General features: G+C 66.7%; 23 protein-coding genes. 12 read left to right on the top strand and 11 right to left on the bottom strand.

All coding sequences use genetic code 11. From position 1 onward, the window contains the following. Position 1: 1 nt before the first annotated feature. Positions 2-1,129 carry a 4-hydroxyphenylpyruvate dioxygenase gene (hppD, locus tag ACN9MV_RS29165; protein WP_093059826.1) on the bottom strand — a complete coding sequence of 376 codons (1,128 nt, stop codon included), beginning with the start codon at positions 1,127-1,129 and terminating at the stop codon, positions 2-4. Between the two features lie 144 nt (positions 1,130-1,273). On the opposite strand from hppD, the gene ACN9MV_RS29160 reads away from it, so the two are divergent. From ACN9MV_RS29160 to lnt, 4 genes are all read left to right on the top strand, one after another. Continuing rightward, a complete protein-coding gene (locus tag ACN9MV_RS29160; protein WP_093059828.1) occupies positions 1,274-1,747 on the top strand; it encodes an Lrp/AsnC family transcriptional regulator in 474 nt (157 codons plus the stop codon). Positions 1,748-1,855: 108 nt separating this feature from the next. Continuing rightward, positions 1,856-2,584, top strand: coding sequence for a GNAT family N-acetyltransferase (locus ACN9MV_RS29155; RefSeq protein WP_093059830.1), 729 nt, complete (start codon positions 1,856-1,858; stop codon positions 2,582-2,584). A gap of 99 nt (positions 2,585-2,683) precedes the next feature. Continuing rightward, positions 2,684-3,562, top strand: a complete 879-nt coding sequence (locus tag ACN9MV_RS29150) for an HlyC/CorC family transporter (RefSeq protein WP_007836122.1) — start codon at positions 2,684-2,686, stop codon at positions 3,560-3,562. Continuing rightward, entirely contained in the window at positions 3,562-5,127 is a 1,566-nt protein-coding gene (gene lnt, locus ACN9MV_RS29145) for an apolipoprotein N-acyltransferase (protein WP_426390557.1), read from the top strand. Before ACN9MV_RS29150 ends, lnt begins: the two co-directional genes overlap by 1 nt. A 3-nt stretch (positions 5,128-5,130) precedes the next feature. Here lnt and ACN9MV_RS29140 read toward each other — a convergent pair whose 3' ends face one another. From ACN9MV_RS29140 to ACN9MV_RS29110, 7 genes are all read right to left on the bottom strand, one after another. Further along, positions 5,131-6,513: an FAD-binding oxidoreductase gene (locus tag ACN9MV_RS29140; RefSeq protein WP_426390556.1), complete on the bottom strand. Its 1,383-nt coding sequence runs from the start codon at positions 6,511-6,513 to the stop codon at positions 5,131-5,133. 9 nt (positions 6,514-6,522) lie between these two features. After that, entirely contained in the window at positions 6,523-7,335 is an 813-nt protein-coding gene (locus ACN9MV_RS29135) for an ABC transporter permease (protein WP_177142370.1), read from the bottom strand. After that, positions 7,332-8,162 carry an ABC transporter ATP-binding protein gene (locus ACN9MV_RS29130; protein WP_093078308.1) on the bottom strand — a complete coding sequence of 277 codons (831 nt, stop codon included), beginning with the start codon at positions 8,160-8,162 and terminating at the stop codon, positions 7,332-7,334. The genes ACN9MV_RS29135 and ACN9MV_RS29130 overlap by 4 nt, the downstream gene beginning before the upstream one ends. A 16-nt stretch (positions 8,163-8,178) precedes the next feature. Beyond that, entirely contained in the window at positions 8,179-9,162 is a 984-nt protein-coding gene (locus ACN9MV_RS29125) for an ABC transporter substrate-binding protein (protein WP_093059838.1), read from the bottom strand. 87 nt (positions 9,163-9,249) lie between these two features. Next, positions 9,250-10,113: a creatininase family protein gene (locus ACN9MV_RS29120; protein WP_093059840.1), complete on the bottom strand. Its 864-nt coding sequence runs from the start codon at positions 10,111-10,113 to the stop codon at positions 9,250-9,252. Between the two features lie 24 nt (positions 10,114-10,137). Next, positions 10,138-11,412, bottom strand: coding sequence for an amidohydrolase family protein (locus ACN9MV_RS29115; RefSeq protein WP_426390555.1), 1,275 nt, complete (start codon positions 11,410-11,412; stop codon positions 10,138-10,140). Next, positions 11,409-11,996 carry an NAD(P)H-dependent oxidoreductase gene (locus ACN9MV_RS29110; RefSeq protein ID WP_093059844.1) on the bottom strand — a complete coding sequence of 196 codons (588 nt, stop codon included), beginning with the start codon at positions 11,994-11,996 and terminating at the stop codon, positions 11,409-11,411. Before ACN9MV_RS29110 ends, ACN9MV_RS29115 begins: the two co-directional genes overlap by 4 nt. 328 nt (positions 11,997-12,324) lie before the next feature. On the opposite strand from ACN9MV_RS29110, the gene ACN9MV_RS29105 reads away from it, so the two are divergent. The 6 genes from ACN9MV_RS29105 (at position 12,325) to ACN9MV_RS29080 (ending at position 18,074) form a co-directional block, all read left to right on the top strand. Next, positions 12,325-12,840 carry a Csu type fimbrial protein gene (locus tag ACN9MV_RS29105; RefSeq protein WP_426390554.1) on the top strand — a complete coding sequence of 172 codons (516 nt, stop codon included), beginning with the start codon at positions 12,325-12,327 and terminating at the stop codon, positions 12,838-12,840. A gap of 13 nt (positions 12,841-12,853) precedes the next feature. Beyond that, entirely contained in the window at positions 12,854-13,591 is a 738-nt protein-coding gene (locus ACN9MV_RS29100) for a fimbrial biogenesis chaperone (RefSeq protein WP_426390553.1), read from the top strand. Then, on the top strand, positions 13,542-15,953 hold the full coding sequence (locus tag ACN9MV_RS29095) for a fimbria/pilus outer membrane usher protein (RefSeq protein WP_426390552.1): 2,412 nt from the start codon (positions 13,542-13,544) through the stop codon (positions 15,951-15,953). Before ACN9MV_RS29100 ends, ACN9MV_RS29095 begins: the two co-directional genes overlap by 50 nt. Next, positions 15,950-16,969, top strand: a complete 1,020-nt coding sequence (locus ACN9MV_RS29090) for a Csu type fimbrial protein (protein WP_354338736.1) — start codon at positions 15,950-15,952, stop codon at positions 16,967-16,969. The genes ACN9MV_RS29095 and ACN9MV_RS29090 overlap by 4 nt, the downstream gene beginning before the upstream one ends. A gap of 163 nt (positions 16,970-17,132) precedes the next feature. Next, the gene (locus ACN9MV_RS29085) at positions 17,133-17,606 is read left to right on the top strand and encodes a hypothetical protein (RefSeq protein ID WP_426390551.1); all 474 of its coding nucleotides are present in this window, start codon (positions 17,133-17,135) and stop codon (positions 17,604-17,606) included. Positions 17,607-17,759: 153 nt separating this feature from the next. Continuing rightward, the gene (locus ACN9MV_RS29080) at positions 17,760-18,074 is read left to right on the top strand and encodes a hypothetical protein (protein ID WP_093078316.1); all 315 of its coding nucleotides are present in this window, start codon (positions 17,760-17,762) and stop codon (positions 18,072-18,074) included. A gap of 26 nt (positions 18,075-18,100) precedes the next feature. Here the strand turns inward: ACN9MV_RS29080 and ACN9MV_RS29075 are convergent, their stop codons facing one another. Further along, positions 18,101-19,711, bottom strand: coding sequence for a carboxypeptidase regulatory-like domain-containing protein (locus ACN9MV_RS29075; RefSeq protein ID WP_426390550.1), 1,611 nt, complete (start codon positions 19,709-19,711; stop codon positions 18,101-18,103). Positions 19,712-19,866: 155 nt separating this feature from the next. Next, the gene (locus ACN9MV_RS29070; protein ID WP_176929073.1) at positions 19,867-20,544 is read right to left on the bottom strand and encodes a TetR/AcrR family transcriptional regulator; all 678 of its coding nucleotides are present in this window, start codon (positions 20,542-20,544) and stop codon (positions 19,867-19,869) included. A gap of 177 nt (positions 20,545-20,721) precedes the next feature. Between ACN9MV_RS29070 and ACN9MV_RS29065 the strand changes: the two genes are divergently transcribed. Beyond that, entirely contained in the window at positions 20,722-21,792 is a 1,071-nt protein-coding gene (locus ACN9MV_RS29065; RefSeq protein ID WP_093059858.1) for an asparaginase, read from the top strand. A gap of 70 nt (positions 21,793-21,862) precedes the next feature. Here the strand turns inward: ACN9MV_RS29065 and ACN9MV_RS29060 are convergent, their stop codons facing one another. Continuing rightward, positions 21,863-22,678, bottom strand: a complete 816-nt coding sequence (locus tag ACN9MV_RS29060; RefSeq protein ID WP_426390549.1) for a phosphatase PAP2 family protein — start codon at positions 22,676-22,678, stop codon at positions 21,863-21,865. Positions 22,679-22,850: 172 nt separating this feature from the next. Here ACN9MV_RS29060 and glyQ point away from each other — a divergent pair, with 172 nt between their 5' ends. Continuing rightward, positions 22,851-23,774: a glycine--tRNA ligase subunit alpha gene (glyQ, locus tag ACN9MV_RS29055; RefSeq protein WP_093059862.1), complete on the top strand. Its 924-nt coding sequence runs from the start codon at positions 22,851-22,853 to the stop codon at positions 23,772-23,774. The last annotated feature ends 8 nt before the right edge of the window (positions 23,775-23,782 follow it).

The following is a 23,782-nucleotide window of genomic DNA, read 5'->3' as shown; positions in this document are numbered from 1 at the left end:
CTTATTTTGCGGCGCTCAGCACGCCGCGGCGCATCTGGTCAAGCTCGATGCTTTCGAACAGCGCCTTGAAGTTGCCGTTGCCGAAGCCGTCGTCGCCCTTGCGCTGGATGAACTCGAAGAAGATCGGGCCCAGTTGGTTCTCGCTGAAGATCTGCAGCAGCAGCGCGTCCTTCTTGCCGTCGATCAGGATCTTGCGCTTTTGCAGCTCTTCCACGCTCTCGCCGTGGCCAGGGATGCGCTTGTCGACCAGCTCGTAGTACGTGTCGATGGTGTCGAGCAGCGTCACGCCGTTGGTGCGCAGCGCGTCGACCGTGCTGTAGAGATCGTCCGAGCCCATCGCGATGTGCTGGATGCCTTCGCCTCGGTACATGTCCAGATACTCCTGGATCTGGCCAGCCTGTTCCTTGCCCTCTTCGTTGATCGGAATGCGGATCTTGCCGCAGGGGCTGGTCATGGCTTTGCTCTTCACGCCCGTCACCTGGCCTTCGATGTCGAAGTATTTGATCTCGCGGAAGTTGAAGAGCTTTTCGTAGAAGCCGGCCCAGACGTTCATGCGGCCGCGATACACGTTGTGCGTCAGGTGGTCGATGTAGGTCAGGCCGTTGCCGAACGGCGAAAGCGCCTGTTCCGGCGCAACGCCTGGCAATGCCTCGAAGTCGACGTCGTAGAAGCCGATGTTGCCGATGTCGCCGGGCTTCGCGCCGTTCTTGCCGGGCCAGCGGTCCACCAGATAGATCAGGCTGTCGCCGATGCCCTTGATGGCGGGAATGTTCAGTTCGCCGGGACCGGCCTTATCGGCAAAACCCCATGCGCCGAGTGCCGTGGCGCGTTCGTAGGCTTGCTTGGCATCCTGCACGCGGAAGGCGATGGCGCACACGCTCGGACCGTGCTCGCGAGCGAACTTCTGCGCGAAGGAATCGGGCTCCGCGTTCAGGATGAAGTTGATCGTGCCCTGGCGGTACAGCAGCACGTTCTTGTGGCGGTGCTTGGCCACGGCCTTGAAGCCCATGCGTTCGAACACCTTGCCCATGGCGACCGGATCGGGTGCCGCGTACTCGATGAATTCGAAGCCGTCGGTGCCCATGGGGTTCTCCCAGGGCGTGAAGGCGGGTGCGTCGGCTTGGCTCATGTGCGGTCTCCGGTGGGGTGGGGATTGAATGAATAAGGCGCTAAATCGGCCGGTCATGCAATGTAGGGTGGATGCCTCTCAGGTTTTCTGCGTTTCCGGGCGCTCATGGTGGCTCTTGCGCAGTAAAACTGCAAGAATGATGAAATGGAAGCTCTGGACAAGATTGATAGGATGATTCTGCGCACGCTGCAAGCAGACGGGCGCGCAACCTACGACCAGATCGCGGAGCAGGTGAGCCTGTCGCCCAGCGCCGTGCTGCGGCGGGTCAAGCGCCTGGAAGAACACCGCGTGATCGACCGCTACGTGGCCCTGGTCCAGCCCGAAGCCATCGGCCTGGGGCTGACCGCCTACCTCAACGTGCGGCTCGAAAAGCACACCGAGACCCACAAGCGCAACCCGATGGACCTGTTTCGCGCCAGCGTGCAGACCTGGCCGGAGGTGGTCGAATGCGCCGCGCTCACCGGCGACATGGACTACCTGCTGCGCGTCGTGGTGGCCGACATGGCCCACTACAGCCGCTTCATCATGGACACCCTGCTCAAGCACCCCAGCGTGGAGGATTGCAAGACCAGCTTCGTGCTGGACCGTGTCAAAGCCACAACAGCTGTTCCGGTTTAGCTACATCTGGTTGCGTGAGCGCCACGTCCCTCGGTACTGGTTCACGAATGTGTCCCGCGATTGACCCTGTGGACTTGTTGTTTAAGGGAAAACCCTTACATTTGAGCCATGCTTACCGCCAAGACCCTTCTCAAAGCGTCTCTCGGCCTCGGCTCTTTCCTGAAAGCGCCGATGGTTGAAGCGCAACCACGCGCCGTCAGCGCGCCTCAACCCGTCATGGTGCCGATCCGCTCGATCGGCCCGCGCGAACGGGAGCGCATCGCCCGCCACCTGCTCGAACTCACCCCGCACGACCGCTACCTGCGCTTCGGCTACGCGGCGGCCGACGAACAGGTCCAGCGCTACGTCGACAGCCTCGATTTCGAGCGCGACGAACTCTTCGGCATCTACAACCGCCGCCTCGACCTGATCGCGATGGCGCACCTGGCCTTCGCGCCCGGCGACGAGCACAGCGACTGCGCCGAATTCGGCGTGTCGGTTTCGGCGCACGCTCGTGGCCGGGGCTACGGCGCCCGCCTGTTCGAGCGCGCCGTGGTCGTGGCCCGCAACGAAGGCGTGGGCATGCTCTTCATCCATGCGCTGAGCGAAAACGCCGCCATGCTGAAGATCGCCCGCAACGCCGGCGCCACCGTGGTGCGCAGCGGCTCCGAAGCCGAAGCCCACCTGGAGCTGCCCAGCGCCACCTTCGACAGCCGCATGAGCGAAATCGCCCTGGAGCATTACGCCGCGGTCGACTTCGCGCTCAAGAGCCGCGCCAAGCAGTTCTGGGCCTTCCTGGCCAGCCTGCAGGAAGTGCGCAGCGGCATGCGCGACGCCCGAAAAAAATCGGCTCCCTGAGGGAACGCGGCGCCCCCAACCGGCTTATGCCGGCCGTGGGGTAGAGCGTGTCACACGCAATCCGGTATCCTTGTCCCTCCTCAACTAAGCCCTCCCGCAGTGGCCGACCCTCACCCTGAACGCGCTCCCGTTGAACGGGAAGACAAGCGCGGCTTTCTCCAGAAGCTCGCCGAATTCATCCACCCCGGTCCCGACTCGCGCGACGAGCTGATCGAAACCCTGGCGGACGCCGAGGACAACGAGGTGATCGGCGCAGAGTCGCGCGTGATGCTCGAAGGCGTGCTGCGCATGGCCGACATGACCGCCGGCGACGTGATGGTCGCCGCGCCGCGCATGGACCTGGTGAACATCGACGCGCCGTTCGATGCACTGCTGCACCTCATCATCGACACCGCGCACTCGCGCTTCCCGGTGTACGAGGGCGAAAAAGAAAACATCATCGGCATCCTGCTGGCGAAAGACCTGCTCAAGCTGCAGCGCGCGCCGGGCCTGAACATCCGCGCGCTGCTGCGCCCGGCCACCTTCGTGCCCGAGAGCAAGGGCCTGAACGACCTGCTGCGCGAGTTCCGCGGCAATCGCAACCATCTGGCCATCGTCATCGACGAGTTTGGCCGCGTGGCTGGGCTCATCACCATCGAGGACGTGCTCGAGCAGATCGTCGGCGAGATCGAGGACGAGTTCGACATTGCGGAAGATGAGGGCGACATCTTCGGCCTTGCCGACCACACCTACCGTGTTTCGGGCGACACGCCCATCGAGCGCGTGGCCGAGGCCTTCGGCATCGTCTTCGACGAAGAACAGCTCAGCGAAGACTTCGACACCATCGGCGGCCTGATCGCGCACGAGATGGGCCACGTGCCCAAGCGCGGCGAGCACCATGCGATCGGCGGCTTCGACTTCGTGGTGCTGCACACCAAGGGCGGCGCGGTGCGCTGGTTCAAGGTGTCCCCGGCCCGCGGCGGCGACGCGGCCGACTGATGCGCGGCGCGCCGGCTTCCTCTTCCGCCAACCTGTTCCGCCTGCTCGGCTTCGGTGTCGCCGGGCTCGCGCAGGCGCTTTCGATGGCTTCGCCCGTGGGCGGCAAGCCGCTGTGGTGGCTGCAGCTGCTGTCGCTCGGTGCGTTCGTGTGGCTGCTCGACGGCCTGCGGGCGCAGGGCGCGGGCTGGCGTCGGGCCGGCCTGCATGGCTGGCTGTTCTCCACCGCCTGGCTCACCGGCAGCTTCTGGTGGCTCTTCATTTCGATGCACACCTACGGCGGGCTGCCGGCGCCGCTCGCGGCCATCGCCGTGCTGGCGCTGGCCGCAGCGCTCGGGCTGTACTACGCCGTGGCTGCTGCCTGGTTCGTGGTGCGCGGTCCGAAGGGGCGGGTAACGGGCGCGCTCGTCTTCACTGCGCTGTGGACGTTGGCCGAGCTTGTGCGCGGCAGCTGGTTCACGGGCTTTCCGTGGGGCGCTGGCGGCTATGCGCATGTCGAAGGTCCGCTGGCCGCGCTCGCGCCGTGGGTCGGTGTCTACGGCATTGGTGCCGCGGCTGCGCTGGTCGTTGCGCTGGTCGCGCTGCATCGACCCGTTCGCGGCCTGGAGCTTGCGCAGGGGCTGGTGCTGATCGCGCTGGTGTTCGCGGTGCCGCATCTGGTGCCATCACTGAATGGCGACGTTCAGGGCGCCAAGGGTTCGACCGGCAAGCTTCAGGTCGCGCTCCTGCAGGGCAACATCCCGCAAGACGAGAAATTCATCCCCGGCGGCGGCATCGAAACTGCGCTGCGCTGGTACGGCGAACAGTTGCGCGATGCCAGGGCCTCGCTCGTCGTGACGCCCGAAACCGCCTTGCCGCTGCTGCCGCAGCAGTTGCCGGCCGGCTACCTCGATGCGATCCAGGCGCGCTACAGCCAGGGCACGCAAGCCGCCATCGTCGGCCTGCCGATGGGCGGGCAAGGCAGCTACAGCAACTCGGTGCTCGGCTTCCAGCCCGGCGCTGCGCAGCCCTACACGTACAGCAAGCACCACCTTGTGCCTTTCGGCGAGTTCATTCCACTGGGCTTCCGCTGGTTCATCCAGATGATGAACATCCCGCTCGGCGACTTCGAGCGCGGCGGGCTCGCGCAGGCGCCTTTCGTCTGGCAGGGCCAACGCATTGCGCCGAACATCTGCTACGAAGACTTGTTCGGCGATGAGATCGGCGCGAACTTCCGCAACGAGGCCACTGCGCCCACCATCCTGCTCAACGTGAGCAACATCGCGTGGTTCGGCGACTCGGTCGCCATCGACGAGCACCTGTCGATCTCGCGCATGCGCGCCCTCGAATTCGCGCGGCCGATGGTGCGGTCCACCAATACCGGCGCCACGGTCGTGATCGATGCCGAAGGTCGCGTGACGCACGAGCTGCCGCGCCTCACGCGCGGCGTGCTCGAAGCGAGCGTCGAAGGCCGGCGCGGGCTCACGCCCTATGCGCGCTGGGTGGCGCCATTCGGCCTCTGGCCGCTGTGGATATTGGCGATGGCCATCGTGGCAGCAGCCTTCGTGCAAGGCCGCCGCCGGCGCTGAATCTCAGGCGGCGGGCGCAGCCTTCACCGGCCAGTCGCGCAGCTTGCCCGGGTTCAGCAGGCCCATCGGGTCGAAGCGCTTCTTCACTGCGATGACTTCGGGCGGCAACGGCCCGCCGGCCTTGCCGTCTTCCACGATGTTCACGTGCGGGTTGTTGATGTGCACCTGATGCGCGCGGTGGATATCGATGATCTCGTTCAACCGCTCTTCAGTGCTGAAGCGCACCAGCTGCAGCCCGCTGCAGGTCATGAGCCCCGCCACGTTGCGCAGGAACTCGATGTGCATCATCACCTCGCCGCCCAGCAGCCTCTCCATCTCGATGACCTGTTCGACATGCTTGCCGGGAATGAACCCGCTCTGCAGGTAGGTCAGCGTCGGGTCGACCTTCAGCGCGTGCAGCGTCGTGTGGTTCCAGGTGAACTCCATCAGCGTGCGGTTGCTCTTCTGCACCTCGTCCGCCGTCTTGCGGTAGCTCACGGTGCCGCCGGACGCCTCCACCAGCAGCATCATTGCCGGCTCGCTCGACTCGGCCACCAGCGACAGCACCGTGTGGCAGCCCTTCGGCAGGTGCGCGGCCAGCTGCGCGAGGTGGTCGGAGATCGGCGCTGCGAAGAAGGAGATGCCGCGCTTGATGATGCCCGGCGCGTGCGCGAGCTTGTCCGCGAAGTTCAGCGCGTTCTCGAAGTCGTCGAAAGTCACCAGCGTTTCGAGCCATGGATGCGCGGGCGCCAGCGCAATTTCCAGCTCCAGCACGAGGCCGTTGGTGCCCCACAGGTGGTGCATGCGCATCGCCTCGGCGCCGCGCAGCTCGACCACCTGCGGCTCGGCCTCGATGGTCATCGCGCGAATGCCGAGCACATTGCCCGGCGCACCCAGCGGCCCATAGTTGATCGAGCCCACGCCGCCGAAGCCGCCGCCGAACAGGCCGCCCAGCGTCGCACTGCGGTAGGTCGAGGGCACGCAGCGCATCTCCTGCCCCGTGGGCTTCGTCTGCTTTTCCAGTTCGCCCAGTCGGATGCCGGCCTGCGCCCGCGCCACGCCGGGCCGCACCCACAGGCAGGTGTTGTAGCCCGTCATGTCGAGCACCACGCCGCCGGCCAGCGGCGTGGTCTGGCCGTAATTGCCGGTGCCGCTTCCGCGGATGGTGATCGGCACGCAGCGGCGCGCGCAGGCACCGACCACCGCGCGGATCTCTTCCTCGGTGCGCGGGCGCACGACCACGTCGGCGCGTTTGTCTTTCAGCTGGCGCGTGAGGACGGGGCTGAACCAGGAGAAGTCTTGCGACAGCCGCGTGACGCGGCTTTCATCGGTGATCCAGTCGAGATCGGGCAGTTCGAGCAGCAACTGCTCGATGGCGCTGTCGAGCGTGAGGGTAGGAGCATTCATGGTCAAGGTTCAATCCTGGGAAAGTTCGCTCGCATGCCACGAGCCCAGCGCCAGCTTGGTCAGCCAGGCCATCAGTACGAAGAGCGCGACACCGGTCAGAGAAATGAGCAGCAGGGCCGCGAACATGCGCGGAATGTTCAGCTGGAAGCCCGCCTGCAAGATCTGGTACGCGAGCCCCGCGCCCGAGCCACCTGTGCCGGCCACGAACTCCGCTACCACCGCGCCGATCAGCGCAAGGCCGCTTGAAATGCGCAGCCCGCCGAAGAAGTACGGCAGCGCGCTCGGAATGCGCAGCCGCACCAGCTGCTGCCAGCGCGTCGCGCGGTTCAGCTTGAAGTAGCTCTGCAGATCGGGGTCGATGCTGCGCAGGCCCAGCGTGGTGTTGCTGATGATCGGGAACAGCGCCACCAGCGCCGCGCACACCGTCATGGCCGCCACCGGGTTCTTCACCCAGATGATGATCAGCGGCGCCACCGCCACGATAGGCGTCACCTGCAGCAGCACCGCGTACGGAAAGAGCGCGGTCTCGATGCGCTTGCTCTGCACGAACAGGAACGAGATCAGCACCCCCGCCACGGTGGCCAGCAGGAACGACAGCACCGTGATCTTCAGCGTGACCAGCAGCGCATTGCCCAGCGGCGCCCAGTCGGTCACCAGCGTCTGCATCATCAGGTAGGGCGAGGGCACGAGGTAGGGCGGCAGCTCCATCGCCACCACCATCCATTGCCACAGCGCGACCAGCACCACGCCGATCAGCACTGGGTAAAGCACGCGTTGCACGCGCGGCTGGTTCAGCAGGGGCGTGGCTTTCACTTTCGTCATCGCGAGGTCTCCTCGTCGGTGCTGCTGGCGCGCAGCAGGCTGTCCTGCAGCCGCTTGGCGTAGCGCGCGAACTCGGGCGTCACCATGAAATCGGCGCTGCGCGGATAGGGTTCGTCGATGCGGAACTCTTCCACCACGCGGCCCGGCCGCGCGGCCATCATCACCACGCGGCTCGACAGGAACACCGCCTCGTGAATCGAGTGCGTCACGAAGATCACCGTGAGCTTCTTCTTGCGCCACAGCTCCAGCAGATCGGCATCGAGCTTGTGGCGCGTGATTTCGTCGAGTGCACCGAAGGGCTCGTCCATCAACAGCAGGTCGGGCTGCGTGACGAGGCCGCGCGCAATCGACACGCGCATCTGCATGCCGCCCGAGAGCGCACGCGGCAGCGCATCGGCAAACTTCTCGAGCCCCACCAGCGCGAGCGATTCCATCACCCGCGCATCGGCCTCCTTGCGCGGCACGCCGGCCAGGTCAAGCGGCAGGCGCACGTTGGTCCGCACGCTGGCCCACGGCATCAGCGTGGGCGACTGGAACACGAAGGAAAGCTTGTGCGGGCAATCGTGAAGCTGCGCCACGGGCCTGCGCCACACCAGCAGCCGGCCGTCGCTGGGTTCGAGCATGCCCGCCACCATCTTCAGCAGCGTGCTCTTGCCGCAGCCCGAGGGGCCCAGCAGCGTGACGAATTCGCCCTCGGCGATCGACAGGTCCACCGGCAGCAGCGCCTGCGTGCCGTTGGGGTACGTCTTCTCGGCCGAGAGCACTTCCACCGCGGGCATGGCAGGCGCCGTTGGCGGCGCGAGGGTGTGAGGTTCGATGCGATTCATGAAAGGCTGAGGCTTGTCAGGGCAGGACCTTGGCGTCTTTCACGAACTCGGTCGTGTAGGTCTTCGCCAGTTCGACCTTGGCCGGGTCGAGCAGCTTCGCAGTCACGAGGAAGTCGTAGCTCGCCTTGGATCGCGCATCCGTCATCACGCCGATGCCGAGCTTGGCCGCGTCTCCGCCGGTGACCATGCCCATCTCCTTGAGCTTGGCCACGCTGTAGGCCAGCTGGTCGTCGGTCATGTTGGGGTTGTCTTTCTTGATGAGCGCGTTGGCGGGCGCCGGGTCGGCGAGGTAGCTCTTCCAGCCCTCGGCCGAGGCCTTCACGAACGCGGCGACCTGCTTGCTGCGCTCCTTCACCGTCTTATCCATGCACGACACGGTGGTCGCGTACGCGGGGAAGCCGTGGTCGCTGAACATCAGCACCGTGCTCTTCACGCCTGCTTTCTGGATGGCGTAGGGCTCGGAGGTCAGGTAGCCCTGCTGCGCGGTGTTCTTGTCCGCCACGAAGGGCTGGATGTTGAAGGTGTAGGGCCGCGTCTGTTCGTCGGTGAAGCCGAACTTGGCCTTCAGCCAGGGCCAGTAGCCGCGCTGGGCCTGCGCGCCGATCAGCAGCGTCTTGCCCTTCAGGTCTTCGAATTTCTTCACGTCGTCGTGGGCGATCAGCACCTGCGGATCTTTCTGGAAGAAGGCCGCCACGTTGACCACCGGCACGCCGCCTTCGCGCACCTGCATCATCTGGATGTCGCTCGAACCCATGATGCAGTCGGCCTGGCCGGCGGCCATCATCTGCGTGATGTTGACCTGCGGGCCGCCCATCTTGATGGTCACGTCGAGGCCGTACTTCTTGTAGATGCCCTGCGCCACTGCCTGGTAGAAGCCGCCGTGCTCGGCCTGCGCGTACCAGTTGGTCATGTAGGTGAACTTGTCCTCGGCCTGCGCGGGCGCGGCGGCGAGGAAGGCGATGGCGGCGGCGCCGGCCAGGGACAGTGCGAAGGAGCGCATGGTGGAAACCTCTAGAGGGCAGGGAGTTGAAGGAAGAAGAAGCGAGAAAGCGAAGTGGCCGTTGCAAGAAGCGGGCTCAGGCCCACCTCAGGCCGGTTGGAAGCTCTGCTGGATGAAGCCCTGCTGATGGCCGCGCTCCCAGGTGGCTTCTTCGCGCACGACCCAGCGCAGCGCGTACAGCTCGGTCAGCGCCTGCACCCAGCTGTCGGAGAGCGTGTCGAGAATGGCTTCGCCCTGCTCGCGCGTGGCCGTGGTCGGGTCGCCGATCACGCCGCTGGGGCCGAAGTCGCGCGCGGTCCATGCGCAGGCCGGGCGGCCGTCGGCCGACAGCAGCTTGATCGGGAAGGGCGGCGGAAAGTTGGCGACCGCGCGCTCCATGTGCACCGTGTCGGGCGCGAGCGCGAGCATCAGCGCGGTTTCGGAATGGCCGGCGTGCATCGCGAGCTTTTTCTCCTGCTCGCTCACCTGTTTGCTCGCCGCACTCGGCAGGCGCGACACGCCATGCGGCACGATCACGAAGTCGCCGTGACGCAGGCGCAGTTCGCGCGCCGCCATTTCCAGCACCTGTGGCTGGCCGCCGTGGCCGTTGGCGAACAGCAGCTTGCGAAAGCCCGAGCGGTACACCGACTCGCCGATCTCGATCACCGTCGACAGCAGCGTGGTGCCCGTGAGCGTCATGGTGCCGGGGAAGTGCAGGTGCTCTTCCGACTTGCCATAAGTGATGGTCGGCAGCGCGAAGGCGCGCACCTCGGCGGGCAGCTTCTCCAGTGCCTTGCCCATCACGCCCGAGCAGATCACGCTGTCGACCGAGCACGGCAGGTGCGGCCCGTGCTGCTCGATGGCACCGCAGGGCAGCACGATGACGGTGTTCTCGCGGTCGGGCAGCGCGGCGATTTCAGTCCAGCTCAGGTAGGGCAGGAAGCGGTGGGGCGGGATGTAGCCGTGGAGCATGGGGAATCCTTGTGCGTTCGTTCGTTACCGGGGAAGGAAGGGCGTCGCGTCGCCGTGCGTCACGCGGCCATCGCGCAGCACCACGCGGGTGGCGGTGCGCGAAGGCCAGCCATGGCGGTCGGCCTGCGTGAACAGCACCAGGTCGGCGGCGCGGCCCACCAGCGTGGGCGTGGCGGGCGCTGGTGCGCGCTGCAGCCAGTCGCTGCGGCACAGCGCCTGCGACCAGGTGTCGAAGGGCTCGTCGAGCTGCGCCACCAGCGCGGCCGTGCCCAGCGCTTCGACAGGGTCGAAGCTGCCGAGCCGGCAGAAGGGGTCTTGCACGTTGTCGCTGGCAAACAGCAGCGGAATGCCGCGCTCGCGGGCTTCCTTCACCAGCGTGATGCCGCGCTGGCGCGGCGTGCGGCCGGTAACGGCGTCCTGCAGCAGCAGGTTGGTGGCGGGCAGCGAGACGACCGTGATCGGCGCACGCGCCACCGCATCGAGCGTGGCGAAGGCCTGCGCCTCGGGCTGGGCAGCGAGCGCGCAGATGTGTCCGCAGACCACGCGGCCTTCGTAGCCGATCTCGCGCAGGATGCGCGCCGTGGTCTGCAGGCCGAGCGCCGAGGCGTTGAGTTCTTCGTCGACATGCAGGTCGATGTCGAGATCGCAGGCCTGCGCCGACACCAGCAGGTTGCGCAGCGCGTTCTCGCTCCAGTTGGTGGAGTGAACGAAGCCGCCGAGCAACGCATGCGGCCCCGTGGCCTTCACCTGCTTTGCGAGGCGCATCGCCTGCGCCGCGTCTTCGAACAGCGGCAGCTTGATGAGGCTCACCTGTTCGAGCCGCACCCTGCCGGCCCATTCCTGCGCCAGTTCGGCCATCACGGGCCAGGCCATCGCCACCGAGTCGGGCTCCCACCAGTCGACGTGCGTGCGCACGTGCGTGGTGCCGCACTCCCATGCCCACTGCAGCCCGCGCGCGGCGCGCTCGCGCACGTCGTCGGGCGTCCAGTGCACGCGGTCGCTCAGCATCGCGTCGATGGCGCCGAGCAGGCCGGGCTGCACCTGTTTCATGCGCGGCAGGGTGAAGGCCTTGTCGAGGTGGGTGTGGGCGTCGACGAAGCCGGGCAGGGCCAGTGTGCCGGCAAGGTTCCAGGCTGACGGTGACGACGGCGCTGCGGACGTGGCGGGTTGCACCGATTGCACGCGGCCGGCTTCGATCGCAATGCGCGCCAGCATGGGAACGCCGTCGCGCTGCGGCCAGCCCGTGGGCAGCAGCCAGCGCGGCAGCCGCACGTTGTCGAGGAGCGAGGGCGCGTTCATGCGAAACGCGCCATGGCTTGCCCCACGCGCGCCATGAAGCGCTTGAGTTGGGGCTCGGTCGCGATGTTCATGTGGTAGTGGGCGTGGTAGTCCACCTTCGCGCGCTGCCCGGTCAGCCGCTTCATGTATCGCGTGACGATCTTGCGCGGCGGATCGCCCATGTAGATCGCCATCCAGCGCGGCCGGCCGTAGGTAACGACGGCGCTGATGCGCTTGATGTGCGTGAGCATCGGCTTCACGTTCGCCGGGTCGCTGATGTCGAAGGCCACGCCCGGCATGAAGAGCCGGTCGAAGTAGCCCTTGAGCATCGCCGGCAGGCCGAAGCACCAGGTCGGAAAGCAGAAAACGATGCCCTCGGCCCACTGCAGCCGCTCCACATAGGGCTTCAGCGGCAGCTGGTTGGCCGGCACGTCGTGGTAGCCCAGCCGCTCCTCTCGCGACAGCACCGGGTTGAAGCCCTCGGCGTAAAGGTCGCAGTCGTCCACCTCGTGCCCGGCGGCGCGCAGGTTCTTCAGCACCTCCTGGTGCAGGGCGGCGTGGAAGCTGGTTTCGACCGGATGGCAGTAGACGACGAGCACGCGCATGGTGTGTTTGACCGCTTAATCAGAGCAAGTGGTCAGGTTATGCAAGCGACGTGCCAGTGTGGATGCACCGGTTTGGTTCTACGTGGCGATCAGGCGACGTTAGGTCGAAAGGCCGCCTCCGAGGTCGATCGGATTCCGTAACAAAAGTCACGGAAGTCTGCAAAAACACAACGAGAAGAGCGAAGGCTCCACGCTTTACGTAACACTTGCACACCCATTCTTCTAATTGTTAACTAAAATTCACATTTCCAAGGTTGTGAACTTTGGACTTCATTTTCCGTTCGATTCACCAAGAGCTCCGTCTTACTTACACCTGTAGGCATTCCTCATGAAAAAACCTTCCCTCATCGTTGCAGCCGTCCTTGCCGCCATGGCCACCAGCGCGGCGGTAGCCGCAACGGCCACCTCCACGTTCCAGGTCCTCATCACCGTGACCAAGGCCTGTTCGGTCACGGCAGGTACGGCATCGAACATCGACTTCGGCTCGCAGCTTTCCTCCGCCACCGCCCTGTCGGCCAGCAGCAACATCAGCGTGACCTGCTCCAAGTCGACGCCCTACAACATCGGCCTGCTGCCCGCGAGCACCGCCGCCACTGGCACCTCCGGCGCCGGCTTTATGAGTCCCGTCGTGGCTGGCCCGGACACCATTGCCTACCAGCTTCGCTCGGTGAGCGCGACAGGTCCCATCTGGGGCAACACCGCCACGCCCACTGCGGTTGGCAATGGTGTGGCCGGCACCGGCACCGGCGCGGCCCAGTCGATCCCCGTGTTTGCGACGGTCGCGAGCGTCAACGTGACGCCTGGCGACTACCGCGACACCGTGACCGTCCAGGTCAACTACTGATCGATTGCCGACTGTGCACCGCTTGCTGCGCCGCACCCTTGTCCTCGCGTTCGCCTTGCTGGCGCACGCGGCCGCTTCGGCGAGCGGGCTGCAGGTTTCTCCTGTCACGCTGACCCTCCAGGCCACCCAGAACGCGGATGGCCTCTGGCTCAGCAACACTGGTGAAGACGTGGTGCACGCACAGGTGCGGGTCTATCAGTGGTCGCAGGAGAATGGTGGCGAAAAGCTGACGCCCTCGCGCGAGCTCCTCGTGAGCCCGCCGATGGTGCAGCTCGCCCCGTCCGAGCGGCAGTTGATTCGCGTCATCCGCACCGGGGTTCCCGCCGGCGCGGTCGAGAACTCGTACCGGGTCATCATCGACGAGCTGCCGGTCGAGATGAAGGAAAAGAAGGGCCTGCAGCTCGTGCTGCGCTATTCGGTGCCCATCTTCATCGCAGCCGCAGCCGCTGGCGCACAGCCGGCCGCGCCCCAACTCACGTGGTCGCTGCGCCGCGAAGGCAATCAGGCGGTGCTCGAAGTCGCCAACGGCGGCGGGATGCACGCCCAGCTTGCCGATCTGGATTTTGTCGATACCGCCGGCCGGCGCACCGCAGTGCAGGCCGGCCTGATGGGCTACGTCCTGCCGGGTGCGAGCATGCGTTGGCCTTTGAAGACACCCGCGGAAGCCTTTGCTGGCGGCGGCGTTCTGGAAACGAAGATCAATGGCAACGCGACGCAGGAAAAAATCCCGCCGCTTCAACGCGTCCGCTGAGCGCCTGTTGCCACTGCTGCTGCTGCCCGGTCTGATGCCGTTTGCTGCTCAGGCCGAGGGCGCCGCAGCCGGCCCGAGCTCATGGCTGGTCGCGTCCGCCGCGGAAAGTGACCTTACCGGCCCGACCGGCAGCGACCTCTATCTGGAGCTGAGCCTTAACGGCAACCCGCAGGGGCTGGTGCATTTCGGCCTGCGCGGCCAGGAGCTCTGGGCCAGTGCCACCACGCTGCGGCAACTGGGCTTCATCTTGCCGGCGGGCGCGTCCGATCCCGTGCGGCTCAAGAGCCTTCCCGGGGTGCAGGTGTCGTACGACACCGCAAGGCAGACCCTTTCGATCAACGCCCCCGACGACGTGCTGCGCCTGCCCAGGACCGTGGTCAACACGTCGACGGTCGTCTCGCCGAAGGCCAGCGCCTCGCCCGGCCTGCTGCTCAACTACGACCTTTATGGCACGCAGGGCCGGGGCAACAACTCCAGCCTCAACGCGCTCGCCGAAGTGCGCGCGTTCAGCGGAACCAGCGTGTTCAGCAGCACGATGATGTCGCGCGCGACCCGCGTCGACAGCGAAGGCTGGCAGCACGATTCGGTCCGGCTCGACACCACCTGGAGCCAGTCGTTCCCCGACGACATGCTGACGCTGCGCGTGGGCGACACCACCACCGCATCGTTGCCGTGGTCGCGCTCCACCCGGATCGGCGGCATCCAGCTTTCGCGCAATTTTTCGCTGCAACCCTATCGCACCACCACCCCGCTGCCGGCGTTCCTGGGGTCGGCCACGCTGCCTTCGCAGGTGGAGCTCTATATCAACGGCCTGCGCCAATACACCGGCCAGGTCCCGGCGGGGCCCTTCCAGCTCAACACGGTTCCGAGCATCAACGGCGCGGGCAACGCCCAGGTGGTTCTCACCGACGCCTTCGGCCGTGCCACGACACTCGATTTCTCGCTGTACGACACGCAGCGGCTGCTGGGGGAGGGCCTGTCCGACTGGTCCGTCGATCTCGGCGTGGTGCGCAAGAACTACGGCCTGCGCTCGAACGACTACGGCAGCGACCCCGCCGCCACCGGCGTCTGGCGCTACGGCGTGAGCAACAGCTTCACGCTGGAGGCGCACGGCGAGGCCACCAGGGGGCTGGTCAAGGGCGGCGTCGGCGGCGCATGGCTGCTCGGGCAGAGCGGCGTGTTCACTGGCGCCGTGGCGCGCAGCAGCTATCGCGGGGAGGGGGGCTCGCTGCTCAGCATGGGCTACAGCTGGCGCGACAACCAGTTCAATTTCGCGGTCGAGGGCACGCGCACGCGCGGCGAGTACCGCGACGTCGCATCCCTGTACGGCAGCGCGCCGCCGAGCGGTTCGGGCCGGGCGTCGATCGGCTACACCACCAAGGACTTCGGCAGCTTCGGCCTCAGCTACCTCTATCTGCGCTATCCGGCGCAGGAGGCGACGCGCTTGGCCAGTGTCTATTGGTTCAGGGCGATCGGATCCAGTGCCTCGATGAACGTGAGCCTCAACCAGAACCTGGACAACCGCCGGGAACGCAGCCTTTTCGTCGGCTTTACCTGGGCGCTGGACGGCAAGGTCACGGCCAGCGCCGGCATCCAGCGCGACCGCGGCCAGACCGTCTACACCGCCGATGCGCAGAGCTCCATGCCGGGCGACGGCGGCATCGGCTGGCGCGCCGGCCTGCGCCAGGGCGGCGGCCAGAACGGCGGACAGGCCGAGATCGACTACCTGGGCCGCTACGGCCGCGCCATGGCCGGCATCAGCGTGCTCGGCGACAACCGTTACGCCTACGCCGGCGCCACCGGTTCGATCGCGTTCATGGGCGGCCAGCCCTTCGCGGCCCGGCGCATCGACGATGCCTTTGCGGTGGTCTCCACCGACGGCATTGCCGGCGTGCCCGTGAGGCTGGAGAACCGGGACATCGGCACCACGGACGACAAGGGCATGCTGCTGGTGGCGCCGCTGCGGTCCTACCAGAGCAACCAGCTGTCCATCGATCCGATGCAGTTGCCCGCCGACGTGAAGATCGAGCGCGTGAAAACGGTCGCCACGCCGAGCGACCGCTCCGGCACGATGGTGCGATTCGGCATCACGCCGGTCAGCGCGGCCGCGCTGCTGCTGGTGGACGAGGCGGGCAAGCCCCTGCCGCTGGGCAGCCGCGTGCGCGCCAATGGGCAGGATGGCGAGCCGGCGCTGGTCGGCTTCGATGGCGCGGTGTATCTCGAATCGCTCCAGGCCCACAACACGCTCGATGTGCAGACGCCCGGCGGCGCCTGCCGGACCAGCTTCGACTATCGCAAGGACGGCGTGGCAATCCCGCAGATCGGGCCGCTGCGCTGCGCCAGGGAGGCCAAGACGCCATGAGTCTTCTGACCAGTACTTTGCGCGCCCTGCGCCTGCCTCTGTTCTGCGCACTGCTGTGGCTGCTGTCGGCGGGCAGCGCGCAGGCGTCAATCAATTGCACCGCGACGATGACGGCCGTGGCTTTCGGCACGGTCGACCTGGTCGCCGGCGGCACGCCCACGCCCGCCACCGCCACGCTGAGCTACACCTGCACCAAGACCGGCAACACCAACACTACCGAGTACGCGAGGGTCTGCTTCAACATCGGCGATGGCAACGAAGGTCTCACGAACTTCAATCCGCGCGTCATGAAGAGCGGCGCGGGCGACTCCTTGAAGTTCCAGCTCTACCAGGGGACGACCAGCACGATCTGGGGCTCGAGCGGCAACGCCGCGGTGCCGAACCCGTACACCATCAACATCGCCATTCCTGCCCGGTCCACCACCTCCTCGGGAAGCACCACGATGCGAGGGGAGCTGATTGCCCTGCAGACCACCGTGCCTCCGGGCGCGTACCAGGACAACTTCGCCGGAATCCATACCTCGATCACGCTGACGTCGAGCACGAACGCCCCGCCGACGACATGCGGCACAGCGGTGGCGGACCAGTTCGCCTTCATCGTCAGCGCGACCATCGCCAAGAGCTGCCTGGTCACGGCCGATCCGCTGAACTTCGGCTCCGTCGCGGGCCTCCCGGGCGGGGCCAACATCGACCAGATCAGCACCATCAACGTCACCTGCACGACGCCCACGGCCTACACGGTCGCGCTGACGCCATCCAACAACGCGACCACCGGTGCAGGGGCGATGACGCCGACCGGAGGCGTGCCCGGCAACACCGACACGGTGGCCTACCGGCTCTACAGCAATGCCGCCCGCACGAGTCCCTGGGGCGGCGTCACGGGAACCAACACCGTCGCGGGCACGGGCACCGGCCAGGTCCAGGCGCTGACCTTGTATGGCCGCGTTCTGGGCGCCAGCGTCAACGTGCGGCCGGACAGCTACCTTGACGTCGTGACGGTCGGCGTGACCTACTGAGCTGCACCGGCGGCTTTGCCGACACGGAAAAGCCTGCTGGCAAATTGCAGGCAATGCGCGAAGAATAGCGCCCGGACTGCCTTCATTTTCCCGAGACTCTGCCGATAAACCGGGTTGGGCATCGATGCGATGCCTCCCATCCAGGTTGCGAGGAGGAGTTCCCATGTCCGGAAACAGGCGCTTTGCAAGGGCGGCTGCGCTGCAATCACCGCGAACGGTGCCACCGCTGGCCGCCGTCGGCGTGCTGCTGCTCCTGCTGCCATTGCCGCTGCAGCTCAGTTCCGCGGAGCCGACGCGCGGCATGAACAGCGCCACGGGCCGCTTCGACTTGACGATAGTCGTTCTCCCGACTTTCAAGGTGCTCGAGGTCACGCCCGTGAAGGGAGGGCATGAATACCGTGTCTGGACCAACATGAAGTCGGTGCTCATCAAGGGGCGCGAGTACCGGTTCGACAAGGTCGGAGAAACGACGTTCATGGTGGCTGGCACCGATGCCGATGGCCGCGACAGCCTCGGCTCCGCCTGGCGCGGCGCGATCGGTGCGATGGCGGCGACCACGGGCGGCGCTGCGCCGCAGGCCGCAGCCGCTCCGGCCGGCGACGGCAGCAACGCGACGCGGGTGACGGTGACTTACTAGGGGCCTTGCCCTGGATGTCGCCTTCCGGGTCCGGAAGGACCGCTGAGAAAAAAGCCGCCTGAGCCCTGCACTTCTTCCCGTTTCCGCCGATATCCGGAGGTCGGGCGCCGATGCAGCGCCCGAAGCTCATGTTCTTCGGACGGATCGGGCCTTATGACGGGAAATTGGCTTCAATCGGCGCGCTGCGCGCTGGCCGCGTCGTTGCTGCTCGCGCCGATGCTGTGCGTGGCGGAGAGCGGCTTCGGCAGCAATTCCGCGACGGCGCGGGTGCGCATCACAGTAGTCGTGCTGCCGGTGTTCCGCGTGCTGCAAGTCACGCCGACCGCCGAGGGGTATGACTACCGCGTCTGGACCAACATGAAGTCGATCGTGCTCGGCGGGCACGAGTACCGCTTTGCGCGCGTCGGCGAGAACACGCTGCGCGTGCCTACAGCGCCGGGCGACACCTGGGTCGTGCACGGGCTGTAGGACGGGCGCGTGCTCGCGCCGTCGCGTCAGTTGCAATACTGCGCGTTGCCGCTCGTATCGAGCGACACCGGCGGATCGGCCAGGAACTGCTGCACTGGAACGATCGACGCATTGCAGGCTTCATCCGTACGCACGTCGAAGACATGCCAGTAGTCCGTGCTGCTGCTTTCACCGGCGGGTGGCGAAAACACCGTCTGCGCACCCCGGTTGCTCACCTCGACCCGCGCAGGAGAGCCGGTCTGTCCCGGATCGAAGGTGCCGGAGAAGTTGCGGATGTAGAAGCGGTAGGTGCGGTTCTTGGCCAGCTTGGCGAAGGTCGTCACTTCGGGGCCGAAGCTGTCGACGTCGTCCACGTCGAGCGCGATGAAAGGCGCGGCCGCGAGGCTGCCCTTGTCGCTGTAGTAAACGTGTTCGTCGGCGTTGGCGCCCAGCGTGTGCGAGTCGAGGTCGCGCGGGCGCTCGCCCCAGGTCAGCTTGATCGACAGCGCGGAGCGCGTGAGTTCGAGGCAACTGCCCAGCGGCACGTCCTCGTCCGCGACGTTCACCGTCGGCGCATTGGAGATCTCGCTGGCGGTGGTGGCGACCACGAAGGCCGAACTGGTGCGCTTCACGGCCACCGAGAACTCGCCGTTCGCATTGGTCAGCGCAGTTGCCTGGCCGGTGTACGACTTGCCTTCGGAAGCCACCAGTGCGCCTGCGACTCGCGCACCCGTCGCATCCTGCACGCAGCCATTGATTCGCACGGTGTTGTAGATCTGGTCCGCGTTCCAGGTGGTGAAGTGCGTCACCGTGCCTTCGTAGTACTGGTTGGGCGCGGTGCCTTGCAGCGTGGCCGAGCCTTCCTGCACCCACAGCCCCGTGGCCGTGTTGTAGAAGAACAGCGGCACCGACGGCGGCAGCGTGCCGGCGCGCGAGGACGGGGCGATGCGCACCGTCGCGCTGGTGCCCGCGGCCAGGTTCAGCGGCGTGCCGTCGGCATCCGTGAAGCTGGCGTCGAGCGCGCCGAAGCTCTCCATCGGCGCGCTGCCGCCGTCCGTGGCGGCGAGGTAGTTGCCGGGCATCACGTTGACGTCGCTGGCCGGCGCGATGGGCGTCACCCGTGCGGTCACCAGTCCGCCAGGCGCGCTGCCGTCGGGGCGGCGAAGCGAGTTGGCGCTCAGGCGGACCATCGCGGTCGAGCCCGGAACGACAACGTCGTGCGCCGATTGCCCGTCGAAGGTCTCGGTCACCGCCACGGGCAGCATCGGCACGTTGACGACCGTCGATGCGCCCGAGCCGCTCAGCGCGGCCGTGGCTCGGCTCTGCGGCACCATGCCGGCCTTCGAGAAGCTCAGCAGCACCGACGCATTCGGCGGAATCTCGGCGAGCGAATAGCTGCCGTCGTCGCCTGTGACGGCGGAGACGCCGGCGGCCGCGACCGTGACCTGCGCGACGCCCTGGCCGTCGAGTGCATTCGTCACGCGGCCGCTGACCTTCGCGTTGGTCTGCTGCGGCGGTGGTGGAGGCGGTGGCGGCGGCGGCGGTGCGTTCTGGTCGGGTGGGGGCAGGGTGACGAAGCCCGCGCCTCCGTCGCTTCCGCCGCAGGCCACCAGTGCCACTGCTGCCGCAAGCGCGGCAAAAAACATCCTCGTTTTCATGATCCCTCTCTCCTTTGTGTTCGTGATTCGCCGCAACCGGACAACCCGGGCAGCGAGCGTGCGAAGGTAGGCGCGCAGGCGCGGCGTCGCCAGTGCCGAAAGTCACCGCGTCGCGGGAGTAAGAAGAAAGGATTGGCCCAGACAGGGCCGCTTGCTCAGGCCTTGATGCCGCAGCCGTTGAGCACGAAGGCTACGAGCTCGCGCGCGATCGGTTCGCGATCGATGGGCGCGTCGGGCGGCAGGCCGAGCATCACGCGCGTCTGGATCGCGTAGTCGGCATAGCTCTGGGTCATGGCCCAGATGTGCATCAGCAGGATGCGCGCGTCGAGCGGGCGCATCAGCCCGCGCGCGATCCAGCCGTTGATGATGTCCACCTTCTTCTGCGTCCAGGCCCGTGCGTTGGGCCAGTAGCGGTCGAGGTTGCGGCCGCCGTCGAGGATCTCGCGCGTGAAGATGCGCGACATCTCGGGGCTGTCGATGGCGTGGTCGAGCTTCTTGCGGATGTAGTCGCCGAGCACCGTGGCAGGGTCGTTCGCGTCCTCGAACGAGAACACCACCTTCCACGCATGCAGCACCTGCATCAGCAGCTCTTCGTAGAGCTCTTCCTTGCCGGCGATGTAGTAATGAAGCTGGGGCTTGGTGAGGCCCGCGCGCGCCGCGATGGCCTGGGTCGAGGTGCCCTTCAGGCCGTGCAGGCTGAACTCGGCGACCGCCGCGGTGCGGATCGCCGCCATGATGCGTTCGCGCCCGGGCCGCGCGCGCGACAGCGGGCCGTCGGGGGCGGGCATTTCCTGGGCGGTCGAGACGGGGAGGGCGGCGGGATCGGCGTTCATGATGGCGGTGGGCGGCAGGGCGCGCGGTCGATGGTAATACCTCGCCCTTGTCCGGGCCGTCCCGGCCCTCGTGCATGACCGCATGCCATGCCGGCATGGGCAGGCAGGGCATGCGGGCACGGTTCATGTATCTTCCTCGCCGCCCCGAAAAATTCCACCTCAACACAGGAGTTCTCCATGTACCTCTCTCCCCGTTTCCGTGCCTTCGCGGCCGGCGCCGCTTTGCTGGCTGCCAGCGCGCTTGCGCAGGCGCAGCAGGCACTGCCCAACGTGGTGATCCTCGCCACTGGCGGCACCATCGCCGGTGCCGGTGCCTCGGCCGTCAACAGCGCCACGTACGCGGCCGCCAAGGTCGGCGTCGAGAAGCTGATCGCAGGCCTGCCGGAGCTCTCCAAGGTGGCCAACGTGCGCGGCGAACAGGTGTTCCAGGTCGCATCGGAAAGCCTGACCAACGACAACCTGCTGACGCTGGCCAAGCGCGTATCGGCACTGTCGAAGCAAGCGGACGTGGACGGCATCGTCATCACCCACGGCACCGACACGCTTGAAGAAACCGCCTACTTCCTGACCCTGACCGTGCACACCAACAAGCCGATCGTCGTGGTCGGCTCGATGCGTCCGGGCACTGCGCTGTCGGCCGACGGCGCGCTCAACCTGTACGACGCCGTGAACGTGGCGGGCAGCAAGGACGCGATGGGCAAGGGCGTGCTGGTGACGATGAACGACAACATCGACAGCGGCCGCGACGTGAGCAAGAACGTCAACATCAAGACCAATGCGTTCTCCAGCCAGTGGGGCCCGCTGGGCATGATCGTCGAGGGCAAGAACTACTGGTTCCGCGCACCGGTCAAGCGCCACACCATGAACTCGGAATTCGACATCGACAGCATCACCGCGCTGCCGCCGGTCGAGATCGCGATGGGCTACGAGGGCGTGTCGTCGGTGGCCATCGACGCCATCGCCAAGAGCGGTGCCAAGGCGCTGATCCACGGCGGCACGGGCAATGGCTCGGTGGCCGACCGCATCGTTCCGAACCTGCAGAAGGCGCGCTCCGACGGCGTGATCGTGATTCGCAGCGCGCGCGTGCCCGACGGCTTCGTCATTCGCAACGCCGAGCAGCCCGACGACAAGTACGACTGGGTGGTTGCGCACGACCTGCGCCCGCAGAAGGCGCGCATCCTGGCCATGGTTGCCCTGACCAAGACCAACAACACCAAGGAACTGCAGCGCATCTTCTGGGAGTACTGATCTCCCCTCGGGTGCATTCGGCACCCTTCCCGGATCGGGCCGCAGCGGTGCAAGCCGCTGCGGCCTTTTTTCATGTGCGTGTGCCGCGATGGTGCCGTGCGTACTCGATGCTCGCGATGCAGATCGCCAGCCAGGCACCGCCCGAGCACAGTCCCGCGAGCACGTCGCTAGGAAAGTGCGCCCGCACGAAGATGCGGCTGCAGGCCACGGTGACGACCACCGCCGTTGCCGCCATCACCGACGGCACCCGCCAGCGCGGCGGCAGCATGCGCAGCCCCAAATAGCCCAGCATGCCGTAGAGCACCATCGAGCCCGAGCTGTGGCCGCTCGGAAAGGAATAGCCCGACACCTGCGCGAAGCCGAAGTCGTGCACCGGCCGAGCGCGCTCGAAGATGAGCTTGAGCACGTGGTTCAGCACCCCGTTGCCGGCGATGGCTGCGACCCAGCCAGCCGCGAAACCGCGGTGCCCGCGAAGCCACAGCGCCACCGCCACGCCGACGCATAGCAGCACTGCGACGATCGGGTCGGCCATGTGGGTGAGCCATGAGAACGCCTCCCTCACGACCAGCGGCGTGTGCGCGCCCACGGCGCGGCTGATCGTCTCGTCCAGCAGGCCCATTGGCCGACCGTCGCCGAGGCCTTCCGCCACTTCGGCGAACAGCCAGGCCAGTGCGACCACCGACGCAGCACCGATGGCCAGTCCGCCGAACAGCAGTCCGGCGCCTGGCTCGGGCTGCGCCGCATGCCGGCGCCGCAGGTGCTCGAAGCCCCAGGCCGCGAGGCCGGCGGCCGCGGTCAACGCGACGAGAAGAATCAGGAATCCGGGCCAGGCCTGGGCGCCGAGGCGCTCTCCCAGGGCGATCAATGCGGCATCTTCAACGGGCATGGGCGAGGCGGGCGGACGGCAGGAGCAGGCGAATCACGGCGTGTCGGCAGGAGTTCCAAAAGGGGAGGCCGAGCATAGCGGCCCGTTCCTGACCGCCCGCTGCCTCGTAAAATAGCCGGTTCGTTGCGCCGCGGGTTCTTCTCCCACCGGGCGGCCGCCTTCACGCAGAGCCATGCTGACCTTCCAACAAATCATTCTCAAACTGCAGTCGTACTGGGCCGACAAGGGCTGCGCGCTGCTGCAACCGTACGACATGGAAGTGGGCGCGGGCACCTCGCACACCGCCACCTTCCTGCGCGCGCTCGGCCCCGAACCCTGGAAAGCCGCCTACGTGCAGCCCAGCCGCCGGCCCAAGGACGGCCGCTATGGCGAGAACCCCAATCGTGGCCAGCACTACTACCAGTACCAGGTGGTGCTCAAGCCGGCGCCCTCGAACATCCTCGAGCTCTACCTCGGCAGTCTCGAAGCCCTGGGCTTCGACCTGAAGAAGAACGACATCCGCTTCGTGGAAGATGACTGGGAGAACCCCACGCTCGGCGCTTGGGGCCTAGGCTGGGAGGTCTGGCTCAACGGCATGGAAGTGACCCAGTTCACCTACTTCCAGCAGGTCGGCGGCCTCGACTGCAAGCCGATCACCGGCGAAATTACCTACGGCCTCGAGCGGCTGGCCATGTACCTGCAGGGCGTGGAAAACATGTACGACCTGGTGTGGACCGAAGGCCATGGCGGCAACAAGCTCACCTATGGCGACGTGTTCAAGCAGAACGAAGTCGAACAGTCGGCCTACAACTTCGAGCACAGCGACGCCGAGTTCCTGTTCACCGCCTTCAACGCGCACGAAAAGCAGGCCAAGCACCTCATGACCGAACAGCTCGCGCTGCCGGCCTACGAACAGGTGCTGAAGGCCGCGCACAGCTTCAACCTGCTGGACGCGCGCGGCGCAATCAGCGTGACCGAGCGCGCGGCCTACATCGGCCGCATCCGCAACCTGGCGCGCAGCGTGGCGCAGAGCTACTACGACAGCCGCGAGCGCCTGGGCTTCCCGATGGCGCCGCGCGAATGGGTCGCGCAGATCCCCCCGAAGAAGGCCGCCTGAGCGATGAC

The organism is Variovorax sp. R-27 (assembly GCF_049913215.1).
Classification (GTDB): domain Bacteria; phylum Pseudomonadota; class Gammaproteobacteria; order Burkholderiales; family Burkholderiaceae_C; genus Variovorax.
Note: the sequence above shows the minus strand (reverse complement) of the source record. Positions and strands in the feature narration are given on the sequence as shown.